The sequence below is a fragment of the Gulosibacter sediminis genome, from assembly GCF_023370115.1.
GTDB classification, from domain to species: Bacteria; Actinomycetota; Actinomycetes; order Actinomycetales; family Microbacteriaceae; genus Gulosibacter; species Gulosibacter sediminis_A.
The window spans coordinates 1,472,317-1,491,596 of sequence record NZ_CP097160.1 but is presented as its reverse complement, the minus strand read 5'-3'; the positions used below and the strand labels follow the sequence as shown (position 1 = coordinate 1,491,596).

Sequence of the window (19,280 nt, the reverse complement as noted above, 5' to 3'; positions counted from 1 at the left end):
CGCCTGGCCGCCGAGGTAGACCCAGCGCGCGGCGGCGCCGCTCACGACGCGGCCCTCGTGGCGCACCGGCCAGAGGCTGCGGGCGCGGTCACGGAGCGTCGGTGGCTCGTCGAGCGGCAGGTAGAACTCGAAGCCTGGGATGCCGTGGCGTGAGATTTCGCCCGCGCGCCACATGTGCTGCAGCTCGGTCGGCGTGAACTCGTCGAGTTCAGCGGGGGAGATCGTTTCCATGTCGGCATCCTGCCGGAAAACGGCGGTGCCGGGCTGCGTTATCCACAGCCCGGCACAGCGGCGTTGAGGGAGGAGCTTAACCCTCGATGGCGCGCAGCCACGCCTGGCGGGCGGCGAGCGCCTCCTCGGCTTCCTTGAGGCGCTTCGGGTTGCCCGACTCCTTCGCGGCAGCCACGTCGGCCTCGAGCTTCGCGATCGCGTCGTGGAGCTGCGAGGTCATGCCCGACTGGCGGGCCTGCTTTTCGGGGTTCGAGTTCGCCCAGTGGTCGTCATCAAGCTTGCGCACGTGCGCCTCGATGCGGCGCAGCTGTTCCTCGACGTCGCGGAAGCGGTCGCGCGGCACGCGGCCGACCGCATCCCAGCGGTCCTGCACGTGGTTGAGTCGCTCGCGCGCCTGGCGGCGGTCGGTGATGTCGAGAATCGGCTTTGCGTCGTCGAGGATCGCGAGCTTGAGCGTCAGGTTCTCCTGATACTCGGCGTCGTCCTGCGCATCGACCTCGGCCTTCGCCTGGTAGAGCACGTCGCCGGCAGCCTTGAACTTCGCCCAGAGGGCGTCATCGTGCTTGCGGCCGGCACGGCCCACGGTCTTCCACTCGTCGAGCAGGCGGCGGTACTCCGGCACGCCGTCGGCACCCTTCGGCGCGAGTGCCTCGGCGCGGGAGATGATGTCCTGCTTCGCGTCGCGCGCGGCACGGTGCTCGCTGTCGAGGTGCGCGAAGAACTTTCGGCGCTCGGTGTCGAGGGTGGTGCGGGCCACGCGGAAGCGCTTCCAGAGGGCGTTCGCGTCGGCCTTCGGCAGGCGCGGGCCGGTCTTCTGGTGGTCCTGCCACTTCGCGAACAGCTCCTCGACCTTCGCCGAGGTCTGCTTCCACTGAATCGAGCTCGGGTCTTGCGCGGCGAGCGTCTCGGCCTCGACGACGATCGACTCGCGGTAGGTCATCGCCTCGCTCACGGCCTCGCGGTGCTCTTCCTGCTGCTTCTCGCCGAGCTCGGCAACCTCGCCGCCGAGGGCGTCGAGGCGGGTGCGCAGCGCAGCGAAGTCGCCGACGGCGCTCGCGCCATCGAGTTGACCGCGCAGCGCCTTCACCGAGCGGGCGATGTCGTTCGGGTTCGCGCCGGCCTTCGAACGCTGCTCGAGCAGCGACACTTGGGCGGCGAGGTCGTCGAACTTGCGCACGAAGTAGTCGAGTGCTTCCTGCGGGGTGCCGTCGGGGTACTGACCCACCTGGCGTTCCTGTCCGTCCTCGGTTACGAAAACCGTCCCGTCGGCTTCTACTCGGCCAAATGGGTGCTCGGGCAGTCCAGTCATGTTGGGGAATTCCTTGATCGTCATCGATGGAATGGAGACTCAAAAGAGTCTTGGCGGTACGGCAATGCTATTGCATGGCGGTGGGCGGGCCTGACCCCGCGTTGTTGGCTATTCGACGGTGATGTCGGTGATGACGGCGGGCGCGAGGGGCGTGCCGTCGCCGGTCGAGCCGCTCGCGGGGTCGACGCCCTCGTCGACGATCTGCGCCTGCAGCTCGTCGAGGCCGCTCGTGACCTGGCCGATTACCGAATAGCCGGGGGCGGGCAGCTCGGTGTCTTCGTAGACGATAAAGAACTGCGAGCCCATCGAATCCTCGGCCTGGCCGCGGGCCATCGCGATGGTGCCGGCGGGGTAGACGCCGTCCTCAGGCACGTTCTCAAGCGGTCCGAACTGGTAGCCGGGGCCGCCGGTGCCGTCGCCGCTCGGGTCGCCGCACTGGAGCACGTAGAGGCCCTCGGTGGTGAGGCGGTGGCAGGCGGTCTCGTCGTAGAAGTCCTTCTGCACGAGGTCGACGAGGTTCGCGGTCGCCTGCGGTGCGTTGACACCGTCGAGGGTGATGCCGAGCTCGAAGGCGCCGTCGTTGAAGTCGATCGTGCCGGTCCACTCGCGGTCCTCGGCGATCGACGCGTCGGGCACCGCAGCTTCCGGCGCCGCGGTTTCGGCCGGCGCGGTCGTCTCGGCGGCCGGCGAGGCGGCGAATCCGCCGGTTGTGGTGAACGCGACCTGCCCACCGACGGCGACGAGGGCGGCGACGACCAGGGCGATGATGCCCTTGCGGTTGTCGGTGCGGCGACGGTCAGTCTGCACGTCATGCACGACAACTCGTGCCTCGTGCTCGCGCTGACGGCGACGCAATTCCTTCGCGTTCTCTGCCACGGTTCTCCTTCGGCTGGGCATTCGACCCATGCAGCTTACTAACATTACTGAGGATGACTGGTCAGGTGACGCTTGGAGGCGACGGTGTCGCGCCGCTTGCCGCGCGCATGCGGCCGCGCGATCTCGATGAGGTAGTGGGGCAGGAGCACCTGTTGCGGCCTGGATCCCCGCTGCGACGGCTCGCGAGCGCGGACGCGGCGGACAACGCCGGTACCTCGGTGATTCTGTGGGGCCCGCCCGGCACGGGCAAGACGACGATCGCGCAGGCGCTGGCGAACAGCGGCGGCCGGCGGTTCGTCCAGCTTTCGGCGATTTCGGCGGGGGTGAAGGACGTTCGGGCGGTGATGGACGAGGCCCTGCGCCAGCGTGACTTCTACGACGAGGGCACCGTGTTGTTTCTCGACGAGATTCACCGCTTTACGAAGGCGCAGCAGGATGCGCTGCTGCCGGGCGTCGAACAGGGTTGGGTCACGCTCGTGGCCGCGACCACCGAGAACCCCTCGTTTTCGGTCATCTCGCCCCTGCTCTCGCGCTCGCTGCTGCTCACCCTGCGTTCGCTCGACGACGCCGACCTCGCGGGGCTGCTCGATCGCGCCGTCAGCGACAAGCGCGGCCTCGACGGTGCCGTCGGCCTCGACGAGGATGCTCGCGCCGCGATTGTACGCATGGCGAGCGGCGATGCGCGCCGCGCGCTGACGACGCTGGAAGCCGCGGCCGCCGGCGCGCAAGCGGCCGAGCATCCCAGCATCACCGCCGAGGACGTCGAGAGCGCGAGCGACCAGGCGTTGCTGCGCTACGACAAACAGGGCGACGAGCACTACGACGTCATCTCGGCATTCATCAAGTCGATTCGCGGCTCTGACCCGGATGCGGCGCTGCACTACCTCGCGCGCATGATCGTCGCGGGGGAGGACCCGCGCTTTATTGCCCGGCGCCTCATGATCTCGGCCTCGGAGGACATCGGCATGGCCGACCCACAGGCGATGGTGGTGGCCGAGGCGGTGGCGAGCACGGTCGCGCTCATCGGCATGCCGGAGGGGCAGATTCCGCTTGCGAACGCGACCGTCTACCTCGCGACCGCGCCGAAGTCGAACGCCTCGTACACCGGCATCGGCGCCGCGATCGCCGACGTCAAGGCAGGCAACGCGGGCCGCGTGCCGATGCACCTGCGCGACGCGCACTACCCGGGCGCGAAGCGGCTCGGCCACGGCAAGGGCTATGCGTATCCGCACGACGACCCCATCGGTGTCGTCGAACAGCAATACCTGCCCGACACACTGCGCGACCGCGTCTACTACTCGCCGACCGAGCACGGGTGGGAGCGAGAAATCTCGCAGCGTCTTGAGAAGCTGCGGCGCATCACCCGCGGCGACGCCGGCTGAGCCCGTGCCGTGGTAAGCTAGTGCGGTTCATTTGACGCCTCGTCCACAGGGAGAGGCGGAGAGCACTATTTGTCTGCACGCTCACGCGTGTCATGCGAACATCAGAAAGGAAGACTTCGTGTCGAAGAAGTCGCGTACCCGTTCGAAGGTGCGTCTGTCGCGCGCCCTCGGCGTTGCACTTACCCCGAAGGCCGCCCGCCTCATGGAGAAGCGTCCCTACGCTCCCGGTGAGCACGGCCGCACCCGTCGCAAGACCGACAGCGACTACGCCGTCCGTCTGCGCGAGAAGCAGCGTCTGCGCGCCCAGTATGGCCTGCGCGAGAAGCAGCTGCAGATCGTCTTCTCGGAGGCCCGCCGCACCGCTGGCCTGACCGGTGAGAACCTTGTCGAGCTGCTCGAGCAGCGTCTCGACGCCCTCGTTGTGCGTGCCGGCTTCGCCCGCACCACCGCGCAGGCGCGTCAGCTCGTCGTGCACCGCCACATCCTCGTTGACGGCAAGATCGTCGACCGCCCCTCGTTCCGCGTGCAGCCGGGCCAGACCATTGGTGTCAAGTCGCGCTCGGAAGACCTTGAGATCTTCCAGGTTGCCGCCGCCGGTGGCCACGCCGAGGTGCTCCCGGCCGTTCCGGGTTACCTCGAGGTGCAGCTCGACAAGCTCCAGGCGAAGCTCGTGCGTCGCCCGAAGCGCGACGAGGTGCCCATCACCTGTGACGTCCAGCTCGTCGTTGAGTACTACTCGGGCCGCTAAGCGTCCCGAGCGGTCCTCGACCGCCCGCTAGCATAGAGAGCGGATCGCCCACCGGCGATCCGCTCTCGTCATTTCAGGTTCAGGAGAATTTCCCTATGTCAGGTGGTGACATCGCCGGGCTGATCGCTGCGGGCGCGTTCCTGCTGCTCGTGGTGCTGCTTGCAGTGCCGATCATCAAGCTCGGCCGAGTGCTCGACGAAGTTCGCCGCGGCGTCGGTGACTCGGTCGACAGCATCACCCCGACGCTGGTCGAGACGCAAGAGACCATGCGCGAGACGAACCGTCAGCTCGCGAAGGTCGACGCGATCACCGAACAGGTGCACGAGACCACCAGCAATGTGAACTCGCTTGTCGCGCTGACCGCCGCCACGGTCGGTGGCCCGCTGATCAAGCTCGCGGGCTTCTCCGCCGCCGCCGCGGCCGGGTTCCGCGCGCTGAAGCCGCAGCGCGGCTCGCGCAAGAAGTAGTCACTTTCCTCCGTCGTCCCTTCTAGGAGCTCATCGCACTATGCGTAACGTCGTTCGTTCCGTCGCACTCGTCGTCGGAGGCGTCGCCGCTGGCTTCGCCCTTGCCCACTTCATGAACTCGACGCCCCGTGGGCGGGCCGCGTTTGCCGCGGTGAACGAGTTCACCGCCGACTTCACCGAGGCGGTTAAGCAGGGCTACGAGGCCCGCACCGAAGCCATCTACGCCGCTATCGAAGCCAACGAAAAGTAAGAGTCCCGCACAGCCATGCTCACCGCCGAAATCAAGCGCCGCTTCCTCTCCTACTTCGAGGAGCGCGGCCACACCGTCGTTCCCTCCGCCTCGCTCGTGAGCGACGACCCGACGGTCATGTTCACGATCGCCGGCATGGTGCCGTTCATTCCGTACATGACTGGCATGGTGCCCGCGCCGTACCCGCGCGCGACGAGCGTGCAGAAGTGCATCCGCACGAACGACATCGAAGAGGTCGGCAAGACGCCGCGCCACGGCACCTTCTTCCAGATGGGTGGCAACTTCTCGTTCGGCGACTACTTCAAGCGTGAGGCGATCGAGTTCGCCTACACCCTCCTCACGAAGCCCCAGGACGAGGGCGGCTTCGGCTTCAACCACGAAGACCTCTGGGTCACCGTGTACAAGAAGGACGACGAGGCATACAACGCGTGGCTCGAGCTCTCGGAGATCCCGGCCGAACGCATCCAGCGCCTCGGCGAGGACACGAACTACTGGTCGGCCGGTAAGCCCGGCGGCCCCGCCGGCCCCGACTCGGAGATCTTCTTCGACCGCGGCCCGGCCTACGGCGTCGACGGCGGCCCCGCGACCGACGACGACCGCTACGTCGAGATCTGGAACCTCGTGTTCATGCAGTACGAGCGCGGCGCCGACAACGGCGACGGCACGTTCGAGCTGCTCGGCGACCTGCCGCAGCGCAACATCGACACCGGCATCGGCATCGAGCGCATCGCGTTCCTGCTGCAGGGCGTCGACAACATGTACGAGACCGACCAGGTGCGGCCCGTGCTCGACCGCGCGAGCGAACTCGCGGGCCGGGCCTACGGCGCGAACCACGAGGACGATGTGCGCCTGCGCGTCGTCGCCGACCACGTGCGTTCGTCGCTCATGCTCATCAGCGACGGCGTGCAGCCGAGCAACGAGGGTCGCGGGTACATCCTGCGCCGCCTGCTGCGCCGAGTCGTGCGCAACATGCGCCTCCTCGGCGTCGAAGGCGCCACCTTCCCCGAGCTGTTCCCGGTGTCGATGCGCGCCATGCGCGACGCCTACCCCGAGGTCGAGGCCGACTTCGACCGCATCAGCCGCATCGCCTACGGCGAAGAGGTCACGTTCCTGCGCACGCTCGCGCAGGGCAACACGATCTTCGACGAGGCCGTGGCCAAGGCGAGCGCGGCCGGTTCGTCGGTGCTCGACGGCGAGACCGCCTTCAAGCTGCACGACACGTTCGGCTTCCCGATCGACCTCACGCTCGAGATGGCCGAAGAGTCGGGCCTGCGCGTGAACCGCGACAAGTTCGACGAGCTCATGCGCGCGCAGGTTGAGCGCGCGAAGGCGGATGCGCGGGCCCGCCGCTCGGCGCTCGCCGACCTCAGCGTCTACAGCGACTTCCGCGCGCTCGGCGAGACCGCGTTTGTCGGCTACGACCAGCTCGAGACCGAATCCGAGGTACTCGGCATCATCGTCGACGGCGCGAGCGTGCAGGAGGCCGCCGCGGGCCAGACCGCTGAGCTCATCCTCGGCGAGACGACGCTCTACGCCGAGGCCGGTGGTCAGGACGCCGACCAGGGCTGGCTGCGCTCGCCCTCGGGCGGCTTCACCTCGCGGGTGCTCGACGTGCAGAAGCCCGTGCCGGGCCTCATCGCGCACACCGTTGAGGTCACGCAGGGCACGATCGGCGTCGGCGAGCGCGTCGAATCGGTCGTCGACGCGGTCTACCGCCGCCAGGCCTCCGAGGCGCACACCGCGACCCACCTCATCCACGCCGCCCTGCGCGACACGCTCGGTGGGGATGCGCACCAGACGGGCTCGTACAACAAGGCCGGCTACATGCGCCTCGACTTCGCGTGGAACGACGCGCTCTCGGGCGAGACCCGCAGCGAGATCGAAGAGATCGCGAACGGCGCCGTGCGCCGCGACTACGAGGTCATCACCCGCGAGATGGCCCTCGACGAGGCGAAGGAGCTCGGCGCCCGCGCCCTCTTCGGCGAGAAGTACGGCGCCCGCGTGCGCATGGTCGAGATCGGTGGCGCCTGGTCGCGCGAGCTCTGCGGTGGCACGCACGTCGACACCTCGGCCCAGGTGGGCATCGTCAACCTGATCGGCGAGTCGAGCGTTGGCGCGACGAACCGCCGCGTCGAGGCGCTCGTCGGCCGCAACGCCTTCGCCGAGTTCGCGACCGAGCGCGCGCTCGTTCGCGAGCTCTCGAGCGGCCTGCGCGTGCCGCGCGACCAGGTGACGAGCCGCGTCAACGACCTGCTCGCCGACCTCAAGCAGGCGCAGAAGCGCATTGCCGAGCTCGAGGCGCAGCAACTGCGCGCGCGCATCCCCGAACTGCTCGGTAGCGGCAGCCGCGTGGGCGACGTGACCTTCATCGGCGCCTGGATCGGCGCCGTGGGCAGCGCCGACGACGTGCGCACCCTCGCGCTGGAGCTGCGCGAGCGCGCCGGCAGCGAGGCTGCCGTGGTGGCGCTCGTCGGCCAGGCCGGCGAGAAGCCCTCGGTCGTCGTGGCCACGAACCAGGCCGCGCGCGACGCCGGCGCGAACGCGGGCGCGCTCGTCAAGGTCGCCTCGGGTGCGCTCGGCGGCGGCGGTGGCGGCAAGCCCGACGTCGCCCAGGGCGGCGGCCAGGACGCGTCGAAGCACGAGGACGCGCTCGCCGCGATCCGCACGGCGCTGCAGGCAAACTAGTGCGCCGCGGCGTTCGCTTCGCCGTCGACGTCGGCAAGGCCCGCATCGGGGTCGCTCGCAGCGACCCCGATGGGCTGCTTGCCGTGCCCGTCGAAACGGTCAAGCGCGACCTCGAGGGCGACACGCACATCCGCCGGCTCGCCGAACTCGTCGACGAGTATTCGGTGATGGAGGTCATCGTCGGCCACCCGCTCAACCTGCGAGGCGAGTCGACGCCCTCGACCGAGGACGCAATCGGCGTCGCGGGCGAGCTCGCCGCCGCGATTTCGGCACCCGTGCGGCTGCTCGACGAGCGACTCACGACGGTGTCGGCGGCGAAGCAATTCCGCGCGAGTGGCAAGCAGGCGTCGCGCTCACGTGACCAAATCGACCAGGCGGCGGCAGTAGTACTGTTGCAAGACGCACTTGACCGGGAGCGCTCGAGCGGCATGCCGCCCGGCGCCGCACTCGACTAATCCGCGAGGAGCCTCGTGACCAACGAAGATCACCAGCAGTCTGCAGATGATCAGCAGCCGATCACACGACGTGAGGCCCGTGAGCGCGAGCGCGAACGGCTCGCCCGCGAACTGAAGGCGCAAAATACCGGGCCGCTCGACGTCTCGGAGGTCGCAGCACCGGCGGCCGCGCCCGGCGAGCCCGCGGGCGAAGCCGCCGCTGCGGCGCCGCGCACGCGCTCCGAGGAGGCCGACCACGACCCGGTGGCAGAGATCTTCAGCGCGACGATCGACGAGAGCTCCTCGAAGCGGCGCGGCCGTGGCCGTCGCCGCCGGGGGCGCGGCTGGATCGCGATGCTCGTGGCGCTGCTCGTGCTCGTTGGCGGGGCGTTCTGGGGCTGGCAGCTCGTCGGCGACCGCATCCTCGGCATGTTTGGCATCTACAACGACGACTTCGAGGGCACGGGCAACGGCACCGAGGTCGACTTCAGTATTCTCGAGGGCGACACCGGCACGACGATCGCGACCCGGCTTGAAGAGCAGGGCGTGATCAAGGAGCCGAGCGCGTTCATCCGCGAGGTCACCTCGCAGGCCGAGGAACCGCAGTTCTACCCGGGCACCTACGCGCTCGAGGAGGAAATGAGCGCGGCCTCGGCACTCGAGGTGCTGACCGACGACACCGCGCGCATCGAGAACACCGTGACGATCCCCGAGGGCACGGTCGCGTCGGATGTCTACACCCTCGTTGAATCAAACGTGGGCATCTCGGTCGACGATCTTCAGGCCGCCGCCGCTGACCCCCAGTCGTTCGGCCTGCCCGACGAGGCCGAGAGCATGGAGGGGTTCCTGTTCCCCGCCACCTACACGTTCGAGCCCAGCGTCGACGCGACGACGGTGCTGCAGACGATGGTCGACCGCACCTACCAGTCGCTTGACGCGGCCGGCGTGCCCGACGATCAGGTGTGGGACATCATCCGCATGGCCTCGCTCGTTGAGAAGGAGGCGCGCATCACCGAGGACTTCTACAAGGTCGCGCGTGTCTTCTACAACCGCCTCGACATCGACATGCCGCTGCAGTCGGACGCGACGGTGACCTACGGCACCGGCGAGTACGACCGCGCCGCCACGACCGACGACGAGCGCAACGATGAGGACAACCCGTACAACACGTACGTGCACACCGGCATGATTCCGGGGCCGATCTCGAACCCCGGCGACACCGCGATCGACGCGGCGATGAACCCGGCTGACGGGCCCTGGCTCTACTTCGTCACGGTCAACCTCGAGACGGGCGAGACAGTGTTCTCGGAGACCTACGAGGAGCACCAGCAGGCGGTCGACCAGTGGCTCGCCTGGATGGAAGAGCACCCGGACTACGGATAGGCCGCAATGACGAACGAACGCTACCCCGAGGTTCCCGAGGGCTTTAGCGAGGGCGAGCCGCCTCGCGGCATCGGCTCGCAGCGGCTCGCGGTGCTCGGCGACCCCGTCGGCCACTCGCGCTCGCCGCAGCTGCAGCTCGCCGCCTACCGCGCGCTTGGTCGGCGCTGGGAGTACTCGCGCTGGCGCATCCCGGCCGGCGGGCTCGCCGCCGCGCTCGGCGCGCGCGGCCAGGGCTGGCGCGGCTTCTCGGTGACGGCGCCGCTCAAGGCCGAGGCGCTCGCGTTCGCGAGCGAGGTGAGCCCGGATGCGCGACGCAGCGGCGCGGTGAACACGCTCGTCTTTGACTCGCTCGAGCCGGGCGCCCCCGCGCGGGGCGAGAACACCGATATTCCGGGCATCGTCCGTGCCTTTGGCGAGCGGGGCCTCGAGCGGATCGAGGGCGTCGCGCAGGTGCTCGGGGCGGGGGAGACCGCGGCGAGCGTCGCGATTGCCGCCCAGCGACTCGGGGCCTCGCGGGTTGAGATCTTCGCTCGGCGCCCGGAGCGGGCCGAGGCCCTCGCGGAGCGCCTCGGCGATGGCGTAGCAGGCCTGTCGCTCGCCGACTGGCGGCCCGGCGACGACGTCGCATTTGTCGGCGACACCGTGCCGGGTGGCTATGTGCCAACGACCGACCCCGGCCGCGTGCCGGCGGGTGCCGCGCTGCTCTCGGCGGCCTACCATCCCTGGCCGACGCCGCTCGCCGAGCTGTGGCTGGGCGCCGAGGCACCCGTGGTCACCGGCCTCGATATGCTGCTCCACCAGGCGGTGCTGCAGGTGCGGCTGTTCGGCGGCAGCGCGATCGACGAGTCGCTGCCGAACGAGGCCGATGTCGTCGAGGCAATGCGCGCCGCGCTGTCGTGAGACAATGGCGGAATGCTTCGTTGGCTGACCGCGGGGGAGTCACACGGCCCCGAACTGCTCGCTGTTCTTGAGGGACTGCCCGCTGGCGTCCCCATTTCCAAGGCGGAGGTGCAGGCCGACCTCGCGCGCCGCAAACTCGGCTATGGCCGCGGCGGCCGCATGAAGTTTGAAGCCGACGAGCTCACCCTCTCGTCGGGCGTTCGCCATGGTGTGACGATCGGCTCGCCCCTCGGCATTCGCATTCAGAACACCGAGTGGCCGAAGTGGACCGAGGTCATGAGCCCCGAGCCGGTTGGGCCCGAGGTGTTCGAAACGGGCCGCGGCACGCGCCTCACGCGCCCGCGCCCGGGCCACGCCGACCTCGTCGGCATGCAGAAGTACGGCTTCGAGGAGTCGCGGCCCGCGCTTGAGCGCGCGAGCGCCCGCGAGACCGCGGCCCGCGTGGCGCTCGGCGCCGTCGCGAAGAAGTTCCTCGCAGAACTCGGCATCGGCACCGTCAGCCACACCGTCTCGATCGGCGAGGTTGCCCTGCCCGACGACGCCCCCCGACCGCTGCCCGACGACGTCGAGCGGCTCGATGCCGACCCGGTGCGCTGCATCGACGAGGCGACGAGCGCTGCGATGGTGGCGCGCATCGACGAGATTCGGCACACCGGCGACACCATCGGCGGCCTCACTGAGGTGCTCGTCTACGGCCTGCCGCCGGGGCTCGGGTCGTACGTGCACTGGGACCGCCGGCTCGACAGCCGCCTCGCCGGAGCGCTCATGAGCATCCAGGCGATCAAGTCGGTCGAGGTGGGCGACGGCATCGAGACGACTCGCCGGCCCGGCACCGCGGCCCACGACCCGCTCTACGCGGTCGCGGGTGAGATCCACCGCGCCTCCGACCGTGCCGGCGGCATCGAGGGCGGCATGACTACGGGCGGCGTGCTGCGCGTGCGCGTCGGCATGAAGCCGATCGCGACCGTGCCCCGCGCCCTGCACACGGTCGACGTCGCGACCGGCCAGAACGCGACCGCGCATCACCAGCGTTCCGACGTCACCGCGGTGCCGGCCTCGGGCGTCGTGGCGGAGGCGATGACGGCGCTCGTGCTCGCGAATGCCGTCGTCGAGAAGTTCGGCGGCGACTCGCTCGAGGAGGTACGCCGCAACCTCGGCAGCTACCTCGCCGCGATTCCCGAGCACCTGCACACGAACCCGGAGCTCGTCGACCCCGATTCGGTCGACAAGGAGGTCGACGAGACGCCGATGGGCGACTCGCGCAGCGAGTGGCGCGTATGAGCCTCGTGTTCATCGGGCCGCCTGCGGCCGGTAAGACCCGCGTCGGCAAGCGACTTTCCCGCAAGCTCGGGGCGACCTACGCCGACACCGACAAGCTGATCGCGCGCGAGCACGGCGCGATCGCCCAGTTCATTCCCAAGCACGGCGAGCAGGAGTTCCGCCGCATCGAGCGCAACACGGTGCACGCGGCACTCGCCGCCTACGAGGTTGTCTCCCTCGGCGGCGGAGCGATCCTCAACGAGGACACCCAGGCCCAGCTCGCGAGCGGCGATCACACCGTCGTGCTGCTCGTCGCCTCACCCGAGGCGATCAGCGAGCGCATCAGCGGCAAGACCAACCGGCCGCTGCTCAATGGCATCGACTCGTGGATCGAGACCTACGAGGCACGCCGCGAAATCTACGAGCGGCTCGCGCACCTCACGGTCGACACGAGTTTTCGCCCCATGTGGCAGGTGTCGAACGAGGTGCACCGCTACCTCAAGCGCATCGGCTCGCCGCTCGTGCGCTCTTCCAGCCCCGCACAAGCCGACAACTAGGAGAATTCGTGACCAACGACATCACCACGCTTGAGGTCGAAGGCCCGCACGGGCCGGTGCTCGTCGGGCGAGGACTGATCGCGAATCTTGACCAGCACCTGCCGAAGGTGCTCGGCGACAGCGCCGAACAGGTGTTCATCATTCACCAGCCGTCGCTCGGCGCGATCGCCGAACGCCTGCGGATGCAGCTCACCCCGCACTTCCGACGCGTGCTCATGGCCGAGATTCCGGATGCGGAGGACGCGAAGCGTGCGCAGGTCGCCGAATGGCTGTGGCAGCTGCTCGGCCAGAGCGACTTCACCCGCACCGACGCGATCATCGGCCTCGGCGGCGGCGCGACGACCGACCTCGCCGGCTGGGTCGCTGCGTCATGGCTGCGCGGCGTGCGTGTCGTGCAGGTCCCGACCACGGTGCTCGGCATGGTTGACGCCTCGATCGGCGGCAAGACCGGCATCAACACGAATGAGGGCAAGAACATGGTGGGCGCGTTCCACCCGCCGGCCGGTGTCGTCGCCGACCTCGACGTGCTCGAGCAACTGCCCCGCAACGAGCTCGTCACGGGCTTCACCGAGGCGGTCAAGGTGGGCTTCATCCACGCCCCCGAGATCCTCGACCTCATCGAGGCCGACCCCGAACGCGCGACCGACCCGACGAGCGACGAGTTCCGGCGCATCCTCGAACTGTCGATCCAGTACAAGCTCGAGGTAACCGCTGCCGATCTCCGCGAGAGCGGCGGCCGCGAGATGCTCAACTACGGCCACACCCTCGGCCACGCCATCGAGCACACCGAGCGCTACCAGTGGCGCCACGGCGCCGCCGTCGCGATCGGTATGCACTACGCGGCCGAGCTCGCCCGGCTGTCGGGTCGACTCAGCGACGCGGCCGCCGACCGGCACCTGCGCATCCTCAAATTGCTGGGGCTGCCGACCGGTTATCCGGCCGACCGCTGGGCGACGCTGCTCTCGGTCATGCACCGCGACAAGAAGGCGCGAGGCAAGCTGCTGCGCTTCGTCGTGCTCGATGACATCGGCCACCCCACGATCATGACCGCGCCCGACGAGAGCCTGCTCTTTGCGGCCTACCAGGAGATCGCCTCCTAAGCGCTCGGGGCGCATCCGGGCGGCGAACGGCCGCCGGTACGGGCGCGCTATGCTAGAGCGTCGAAAATTTGAAAGGAAACTCAGATGGCAACCACCGCTGATATCAAGAACGGCATCGTGCTGATCATCGACGGTCAGCTCTGGCAGGTAATCGAGTTCCAGCACGTCAAGCCCGGCAAGGGTGGCGCCTTCGTGCGCACGAAGCTGAAGAACATCGTCCAGGGCAAGACGGTCGACCGCACGTTCAACGCCGGCTCGAAGATCGAGACCGCGGTCGTCGACCGTCGCGACTTCCAGTACCTCTACCAGGACGGCGACGGCTTCGTCTTCATGGACCAGGCCGACTACGACCAGCTCACCGTCTCGTCGACGATCGTCGGCGACGGCGCGAAGTTCCTGCTCGAGCAGCAGGAAGTGCAGATCGCTATGTACCAGGGCGAGCCGCTCTACATCGAGATGCCGGCCTCGGTCGTGCTCGAGATCACCTACACCGAGCCCGGCCTGCAGGGCGACCGCTCGAACGCCGGCACGAAGCCCGCGACCGTCGAGACCGGCGCCGAGATCCAGGTGCCGCTGTTCGTGAACCAGGGCACTCGCGTCAAGGTTGACACCCGCACGGGTGACTACCTGGGCCGCGTGAACGACTAGTGAGCGCCCGCACCAAGGCCCGCAAGCGGGCCATGGACATGCTGTTCGTCGCCGATGTGATGGAGCGCGAGCTGCGCGACGTCCTCGCCGAGGAGCAGGCGAAGGCGCTGCACCAGCCCGAGCGCGAGGCGTCGTGGCGCTATGCGCGCGAGATCATCGCGGGCTATCTCGAGCACGAGCACGACATCGACACGCGCATCGAGGCGACGGCCAATGGCTGGACCCTCGAGCGCATGCCGAGTGTTGACGCGGCGATTCTGCGCATCGGTGTGTGGGAGATCGTCTACAACGCCGAGGTGCCGGCCGAGGTGGCCATTAACGAGGCGATCACCGCGGCAGGGGAATACTCGACCGACGATTCCTCGCGGTTCATTAGTGGCGTGCTCGGCACCATCGCCGACGGCAACGCGACCGCGTAGCCAGCGCATCCCATCGACGCGCCGTGCGTCCGAGTCTGACTCGGGGCACGGCGCGTTCGCATTCGGGGTAGGATGGTCGCCGGTAGATCGTCCTTTAATGAGCCGTCCAGAGAGGCGGAGAAGGGGGTCGAACGTGACGGAACGCGAAGTGCTCCAGTCCGACGACGTCGAACGTGTCCTGAAACGAATTTCACACGAGATCCTTGAAGCCAACGCTGGCGGCGAGGAAGTCATTCTCCTTGGCATTCCGACTCGCGGCGTCCCGCTCGCCCGCCGTCTCGGCGAGCTGATCGCGCGCATTGAGCACCGCGAGGGCTCGCTCGACGAGTTCGTCGGCGAACTTGACATCACGCCGTACCGCGACGACCTTCGCCGCCGCCCGCTCACCGAGTCGCACCCGACGCGCATCCCGCTCAGCGGCATCGACGGCAAGATCGTCGTGCTCGTCGATGACGTGCTGTTCTCTGGCCGCACCGTGCGCGCCGCGCTCGACGCTCTCAACGACCTCGGTCGCCCGCGGGTGGTGCAGCTCGCCGTGCTCGTCGACCGTGGCCACCGCGAGTTGCCGATTCGCGCCGACTTTGTCGGCCGCAACCTGCCGTCGTCGCGCAGCGAGCGTATCTCGGTCGAGCTGCGCGAAATCGACGGCGCCGACCGCGTCGTCATCACCGATGGGGGTCGCGCGTGAAGCACCTCATTTCGACCCGCGACCTGAGCCGCGACGATGCGCTGCTGCTGCTCGACACGGCCGCCGACATGGCCGCGACCCAGCGCCGCGAGGTGAAGAAGCTGCCGGCCCTGCGCGGCATCACCGTGGTCAATCTGTTCTATGAAGACTCGACGCGCACCCGCATCTCGTTCGAGGCGGCCGAGAAGCGACTCAGCGCCGACGTCATCAACTTCGCCGCGAAGGGCTCGAGCGTCTCGAAGGGTGAGTCGCTCAAGGACACCGCGCAGACGCTGCACGCGATCGGCGCCGACGCCGTCGTGATCCGCCACCCCTCCTCGGGCGCGCCGCAGTTGCTTGCCGACCGCGACTGGATCGACGCGCCCGTGCTCAACGCCGGCGACGGCATGCACGAGCACCCCACCCAGGCGCTGCTCGACGCCTACACGCTGCGCGAGCGCCTGCACGGCGACGCGGCGCGGGGGCATGACCTCGACGGCGTCCACGTCGTCATCGTCGGCGACATCCTGCACTCCCGCGTGGCGCGTTCGAACGTCTGGCTACTCACGACGCTTGGCGCCAAGGTCACGCTCGTCGCCCCGCCGACGCTGCTGCCTTCGGACACTTCGCACTGGCCGGCCGAGGTGAGCTACGACCTCGACGCCGTGCTCGCGACCCGCCCCGACGCGGTGATGCTGCTGCGCATCCAGGGCGAGCGGATGCGCGACGCCTACTTCCCGCACACGCGCGAGTACGCTCGGATGTGGGGCCTGAGCGCCGCCCGCTTCGAGCGTCTTGGCAGCGACACGCTGATCATGCACCCGGGCCCCATGAACCGCGGCCTCGAGATCTCGTCGGCCGCCGCGGATTCGCCGCAGTCGACGGTGCTCGCGCAGGTCGCGAACGGCGTGAGCGTGCGAATGGCCGCGCTGTACCTACTTTGCTCCGGAGTCCGAGAGGCTGGCGACAAATGATCCTTCTGCTGACGGGGGCGCAGCCCTATGGCGAGCAGGCCCGCGACGTGCTCATCGTCGACGGCGTGATCCGCGAGGTGGCCGAGCCCGGCACGATTTCTGCACCCGAAGGGGCCGAGACGATCGACCTCAGCGGCCAGGTGCTGCTGCCCGGCCTCGTCGACCTGCACGTGCACCTGCGCGAGCCCGGCTTCGAATCCTCTGAGACCGTCGCAACCGGCTCACGCGCCGCGGCGAAGGGCGGCTTCACGACGATCTTCGCGATGGCGAACACCGCGCCGGTGCAGGACACGGCGGGCGTCGTCGAGGCGGTCTGGGCGCTCGGCCGCGACGCCGGGCTTGCCGACGTGCGGCCCATCGGCGCGGTCACGGTCGGCCGCGCCGGCGAGCAACTCGCCGAGCTCGGCTCGATGGCGGCATCCCGCGCCGGCGTGCGCGTGTTCTCGGACGACGGCGACTGCGTTTTCGACCCGCTGATCATGCGCCGCGCGCTCGAGTACGTGCGCGCCTTCGACGGCGTCGTCGCGCAGCATGCGCAGGAGCCGAAGCTTACGGTCGGCGCGCAGATGAACGAGGGCGCGGTCTCGGCCGAGCTCGGTCTCGGCGGCTGGCCCGCCGTCGCCGAGTCGTCGATCATCGCGCGCGACGCCCTGCTCGCGGAGCAGACCGGTTCGCGCGTGCACGTCTGCCACGTCTCGACCGAGGCGGCGATCGAGGTCGTGCGGTGGGCGAAGGCTCGCGGCATCGACATCACCGCCGAGGTGACCCCGCACCACCTCATCCTTACGGAGGAGCGCGTGCGCGGCTTCGACGCCCGCTTCAAGGTGAACCCGCCGCTGCGCACCGACGCTGACGTTGAGGCGCTGCGCGCGGCGCTCGCCGACGGCACGATCGACGCCGTCGCGACCGACCACGCCCCGCATCCGCGCGATGCGAAGGAGCGCGAGTGGGACTTCGCGGCGATGGGTATGGTCGGCCTCGAGTCGGCCCTGCGCGTCGTGTACGCCACCATGGTCGAGCCCGGCAACATCTCGTGGCGCGACGTCGCGCGCATCATGAGCGAGGCGCCCGCCCGCATCGGCCGGGCCGACGACGCCGGCCGCCCGATCGCCGTCGGCGAGCCCGCGAACCTCACCGCGTTCGACCCGTCGGCCGGGGGAACGTTCACCGAGGCCGACCTCGCGGGCAAGTCCACCAACTCACCGTTCCTCGGCATGGAATTGCCGGGCGCGGTCACCACCACGATCTTCCGCGGCGTCCCCACGCTGCGCGAGGGCAACGTCGTTATTCCGGGGGAGGAGTCCTAATGCCCGGTCCGATCATCGCTACCCTGTGCATCCTTGCCGTCTGCGCCATCATCTTTGGCGCGATGGCGCTCGGTTGGCGACGACGTCAGCGATCGCAGGCGACGCTCGGCACCCCGGATGCGCTGCCCGAGGGCCTCGGCGAGCCCCGCTTCGCCGTTGACGACGCCCACTACGTTGCGACCTCGACGACTGGCAATGCGCTCGACCGCATCGCGGTGCGCCCGCTCGCATACCGCGGCCGCGCCACCGTCGAGGTGCACTCGGGCGGCCTCGCGGTCGGCATCGCCGGCGAGGACGCGTTCTTCATTCCCGTCGACAAGCTCGAGACCGTCGCGGTCGCGCAGGCGACGATCGACCGCGCCGTCGAGCGCGATGGCCTGATCGTCGTGCGCTGGCTGCTCGACCCGGAGCACTCGGTCGAGACGTACCTGCGCGTCGTCAACCCCGAGCACCGCGACGAACTCATCGCCCGTATCGGCGACCTCATTGAACCCGCACCCACCACCCAGGAGACCGCATGATCACCACCGAACCTGCCGTACTCGTTCTTGAAGACGGCGCCCGTTACGAGGGCCTGGCCTACGGTGCACGGGGCGCACGACTCGGCGAGCTCGTGTTTACGACCGGCATGACCGGTTACCAGGAGACCCTCACCGACCCGAGCTACGCGGGGCAGATCGTCGTGCAGACGGCGCCGCACATCGGCAACACCGGCGTGAACCCCACCGACATGGAGTCCGACCGCTACTGGGTAGAGGGCTACGTCGTGCGCGACCCGAGCCGCGTCGTCTCGAACTGGCGCGCGACGGGCGACCTCGAGGCCGCGCTCGACGAGCAGGGCATCGTTGGCATCGCCGAGGTCGACACGCGCGCTCTGACGCGACGCATCCGCAGCGAGGGCGCGATGCGCTCGGGCATCTTCTCGGGCGACGCCTACCACGACTCGGCGGAGGCACAACTCGAGCAGGTGCGCGCCCAGCCGTCGATGGCCGGCCAGTACCTCTCCGACAAGGTGACGACCGAGGCCGCCTACCTCAGCGCGCACACGAACGACGGCGATGCGCTCGGCACAGTCGCACTGCTCGACCTCGGCATCAAGCTCGCGACCATTCGCAACCTCAACGCCGCCGGCTTCGACGTGCACGTGCTGCCGGCGAACGTCACGGCCGACGACGTGCGCGCGCTCGGCGTCGACGCACTGTTCTACTCGAACGGCCCCGGCGACCCCGAGGCGAACCAGCAGCAGGTCGAGCTGCTCGCGGAGCTTCTGCGCGACGGCCTGCCCTTCATGGGCATCTGCTTCGGCAACCAGCTGCTCGGCCGCGCCCTCGGCTTCGGCACCTACAAGCTGCCGTTCGGCCACCGCGGCATCAACCAGCCGGTGCTCGACACCGAGACCGGCCGCGTCGAGATCACGGCGCAGAACCATGGCTTCGCGGTCGACATTCCGATCGGCGAGCCCGTCGAGTCACCCGCCGGCTTCGGCCGCGTCGAGGTGAGCCACATCGGCCTCAACGACCAGGTCGTCGAAGGCCTGCGCTGCCTCGACATCCCCGCCTTCTCGGTGCAGTTCCACCCCGAGGCCGCGAGCGGTCCGCACGACGCGGCCGCCCTCTTCCTCCGCTTCCGAGACCTCGTGCTCGGCAACACGACCCCCGCGACGAACAACTAGGAGCCGACGAA

At 69.1% G+C, this 19,280-nt stretch carries 20 protein-coding genes; 18 read left to right on the top strand and 2 right to left on the bottom strand.

The window, feature by feature from the left end; genetic code table 11:
* Window positions 1-307: 307 nt before the first annotated feature.
* Window positions 308-1,540, bottom strand: coding sequence for a DUF349 domain-containing protein (locus tag M3M28_RS06900; RefSeq protein ID WP_249388004.1), 1,233 nt, complete (start codon window positions 1,538-1,540; stop codon window positions 308-310).
* Window positions 1,541-1,648: 108 nt separating this feature from the next.
* Window positions 1,649-2,416 carry a peptidylprolyl isomerase gene (locus tag M3M28_RS06895; RefSeq protein WP_249385784.1) on the bottom strand — a complete coding sequence of 256 codons (768 nt, stop codon included), beginning with the start codon at window positions 2,414-2,416 and terminating at the stop codon, window positions 1,649-1,651.
* A gap of 53 nt (window positions 2,417-2,469) precedes the next feature.
* On the opposite strand from M3M28_RS06895, the gene M3M28_RS06890 reads away from it, so the two are divergent.
* The 18 genes from M3M28_RS06890 to carA all read left to right on the top strand — a co-directional run bounded on the left by M3M28_RS06890 (window position 2,470) and on the right by carA (window position 19,269).
* Window positions 2,470-3,798 carry a replication-associated recombination protein A gene (locus M3M28_RS06890; RefSeq protein WP_249385783.1) on the top strand — a complete coding sequence of 443 codons (1,329 nt, stop codon included), beginning with the start codon at window positions 2,470-2,472 and terminating at the stop codon, window positions 3,796-3,798.
* A gap of 118 nt (window positions 3,799-3,916) precedes the next feature.
* On the top strand, window positions 3,917-4,546 hold the full coding sequence (gene rpsD / locus M3M28_RS06885; RefSeq protein ID WP_249385782.1) for a 30S ribosomal protein S4: 630 nt from the start codon (window positions 3,917-3,919) through the stop codon (window positions 4,544-4,546).
* A 95-nt stretch (window positions 4,547-4,641) separates the two neighbouring features.
* A complete protein-coding gene (locus M3M28_RS06880) occupies window positions 4,642-5,013 on the top strand; it encodes a DUF948 domain-containing protein (protein WP_193127788.1) in 372 nt (123 codons plus the stop codon).
* Between the two features lie 40 nt (window positions 5,014-5,053).
* A complete protein-coding gene (locus M3M28_RS06875) occupies window positions 5,054-5,263 on the top strand; it encodes a Na+ dependent nucleoside transporter N-terminal domain-containing protein (RefSeq protein WP_193127789.1) in 210 nt (69 codons plus the stop codon).
* Between the two features lie 15 nt (window positions 5,264-5,278).
* Complete coding sequence (gene alaS, locus M3M28_RS06870) at window positions 5,279-7,948, top strand: alanine--tRNA ligase (RefSeq protein ID WP_249385781.1); 2,670 nt, start codon at window positions 5,279-5,281, stop codon at window positions 7,946-7,948.
* Window positions 7,948-8,403: a Holliday junction resolvase RuvX gene (gene ruvX, locus M3M28_RS06865; RefSeq protein ID WP_249385780.1), complete on the top strand. Its 456-nt coding sequence runs from the start codon at window positions 7,948-7,950 to the stop codon at window positions 8,401-8,403. Before alaS ends, ruvX begins: the two co-directional genes overlap by 1 nt.
* A gap of 15 nt (window positions 8,404-8,418) precedes the next feature.
* On the top strand, window positions 8,419-9,765 hold the full coding sequence (mltG, locus tag M3M28_RS06860; protein WP_249385779.1) for an endolytic transglycosylase MltG: 1,347 nt from the start codon (window positions 8,419-8,421) through the stop codon (window positions 9,763-9,765).
* A gap of 6 nt (window positions 9,766-9,771) precedes the next feature.
* Window positions 9,772-10,665, top strand: a complete 894-nt coding sequence (locus tag M3M28_RS06855) for a shikimate dehydrogenase family protein (RefSeq protein ID WP_249385778.1) — start codon at window positions 9,772-9,774, stop codon at window positions 10,663-10,665.
* Window positions 10,666-10,677: 12 nt separating this feature from the next.
* On the top strand, window positions 10,678-11,946 hold the full coding sequence (gene aroC, locus M3M28_RS06850; protein ID WP_249385777.1) for a chorismate synthase: 1,269 nt from the start codon (window positions 10,678-10,680) through the stop codon (window positions 11,944-11,946).
* Window positions 11,943-12,482 (top strand): shikimate kinase, encoded by a 540-nt coding sequence (locus M3M28_RS06845; RefSeq protein WP_249385776.1) that lies wholly within the window; start codon window positions 11,943-11,945, stop codon window positions 12,480-12,482. The genes aroC and M3M28_RS06845 overlap by 4 nt, the downstream gene beginning before the upstream one ends.
* An 8-nt stretch (window positions 12,483-12,490) precedes the next feature.
* Window positions 12,491-13,582, top strand: coding sequence for a 3-dehydroquinate synthase (aroB, locus tag M3M28_RS06840; protein WP_249385775.1), 1,092 nt, complete (start codon window positions 12,491-12,493; stop codon window positions 13,580-13,582).
* Window positions 13,583-13,666: 84 nt separating this feature from the next.
* Window positions 13,667-14,230: an elongation factor P gene (gene efp, locus M3M28_RS06835; RefSeq protein ID WP_249385774.1), complete on the top strand. Its 564-nt coding sequence runs from the start codon at window positions 13,667-13,669 to the stop codon at window positions 14,228-14,230.
* Window positions 14,230-14,649, top strand: a complete 420-nt coding sequence (gene nusB / locus M3M28_RS06830; protein WP_249385773.1) for a transcription antitermination factor NusB — start codon at window positions 14,230-14,232, stop codon at window positions 14,647-14,649. The genes efp and nusB overlap by 1 nt, the downstream gene beginning before the upstream one ends.
* Window positions 14,650-14,782: 133 nt before the next feature.
* Window positions 14,783-15,337, top strand: a complete 555-nt coding sequence (gene pyrR / locus M3M28_RS06825) for a bifunctional pyr operon transcriptional regulator/uracil phosphoribosyltransferase PyrR (protein WP_249385772.1) — start codon at window positions 14,783-14,785, stop codon at window positions 15,335-15,337.
* The gene (locus M3M28_RS06820; protein ID WP_249385771.1) at window positions 15,334-16,290 is read left to right on the top strand and encodes an aspartate carbamoyltransferase catalytic subunit; all 957 of its coding nucleotides are present in this window, start codon (window positions 15,334-15,336) and stop codon (window positions 16,288-16,290) included. The genes pyrR and M3M28_RS06820 overlap by 4 nt, the downstream gene beginning before the upstream one ends.
* Window positions 16,287-17,597: a dihydroorotase gene (locus tag M3M28_RS06815; protein ID WP_249385770.1), complete on the top strand. Its 1,311-nt coding sequence runs from the start codon at window positions 16,287-16,289 to the stop codon at window positions 17,595-17,597. The genes M3M28_RS06820 and M3M28_RS06815 overlap by 4 nt, the downstream gene beginning before the upstream one ends.
* Window positions 17,597-18,118, top strand: coding sequence for a PH-like domain-containing protein (locus M3M28_RS06810; protein ID WP_249385769.1), 522 nt, complete (start codon window positions 17,597-17,599; stop codon window positions 18,116-18,118). The genes M3M28_RS06815 and M3M28_RS06810 overlap by 1 nt, the downstream gene beginning before the upstream one ends.
* A complete protein-coding gene (carA, locus tag M3M28_RS06805; protein WP_249385768.1) occupies window positions 18,115-19,269 on the top strand; it encodes a glutamine-hydrolyzing carbamoyl-phosphate synthase small subunit in 1,155 nt (384 codons plus the stop codon). The genes M3M28_RS06810 and carA overlap by 4 nt, the downstream gene beginning before the upstream one ends.
* The last annotated feature ends 11 nt before the right edge of the window (window positions 19,270-19,280 follow it).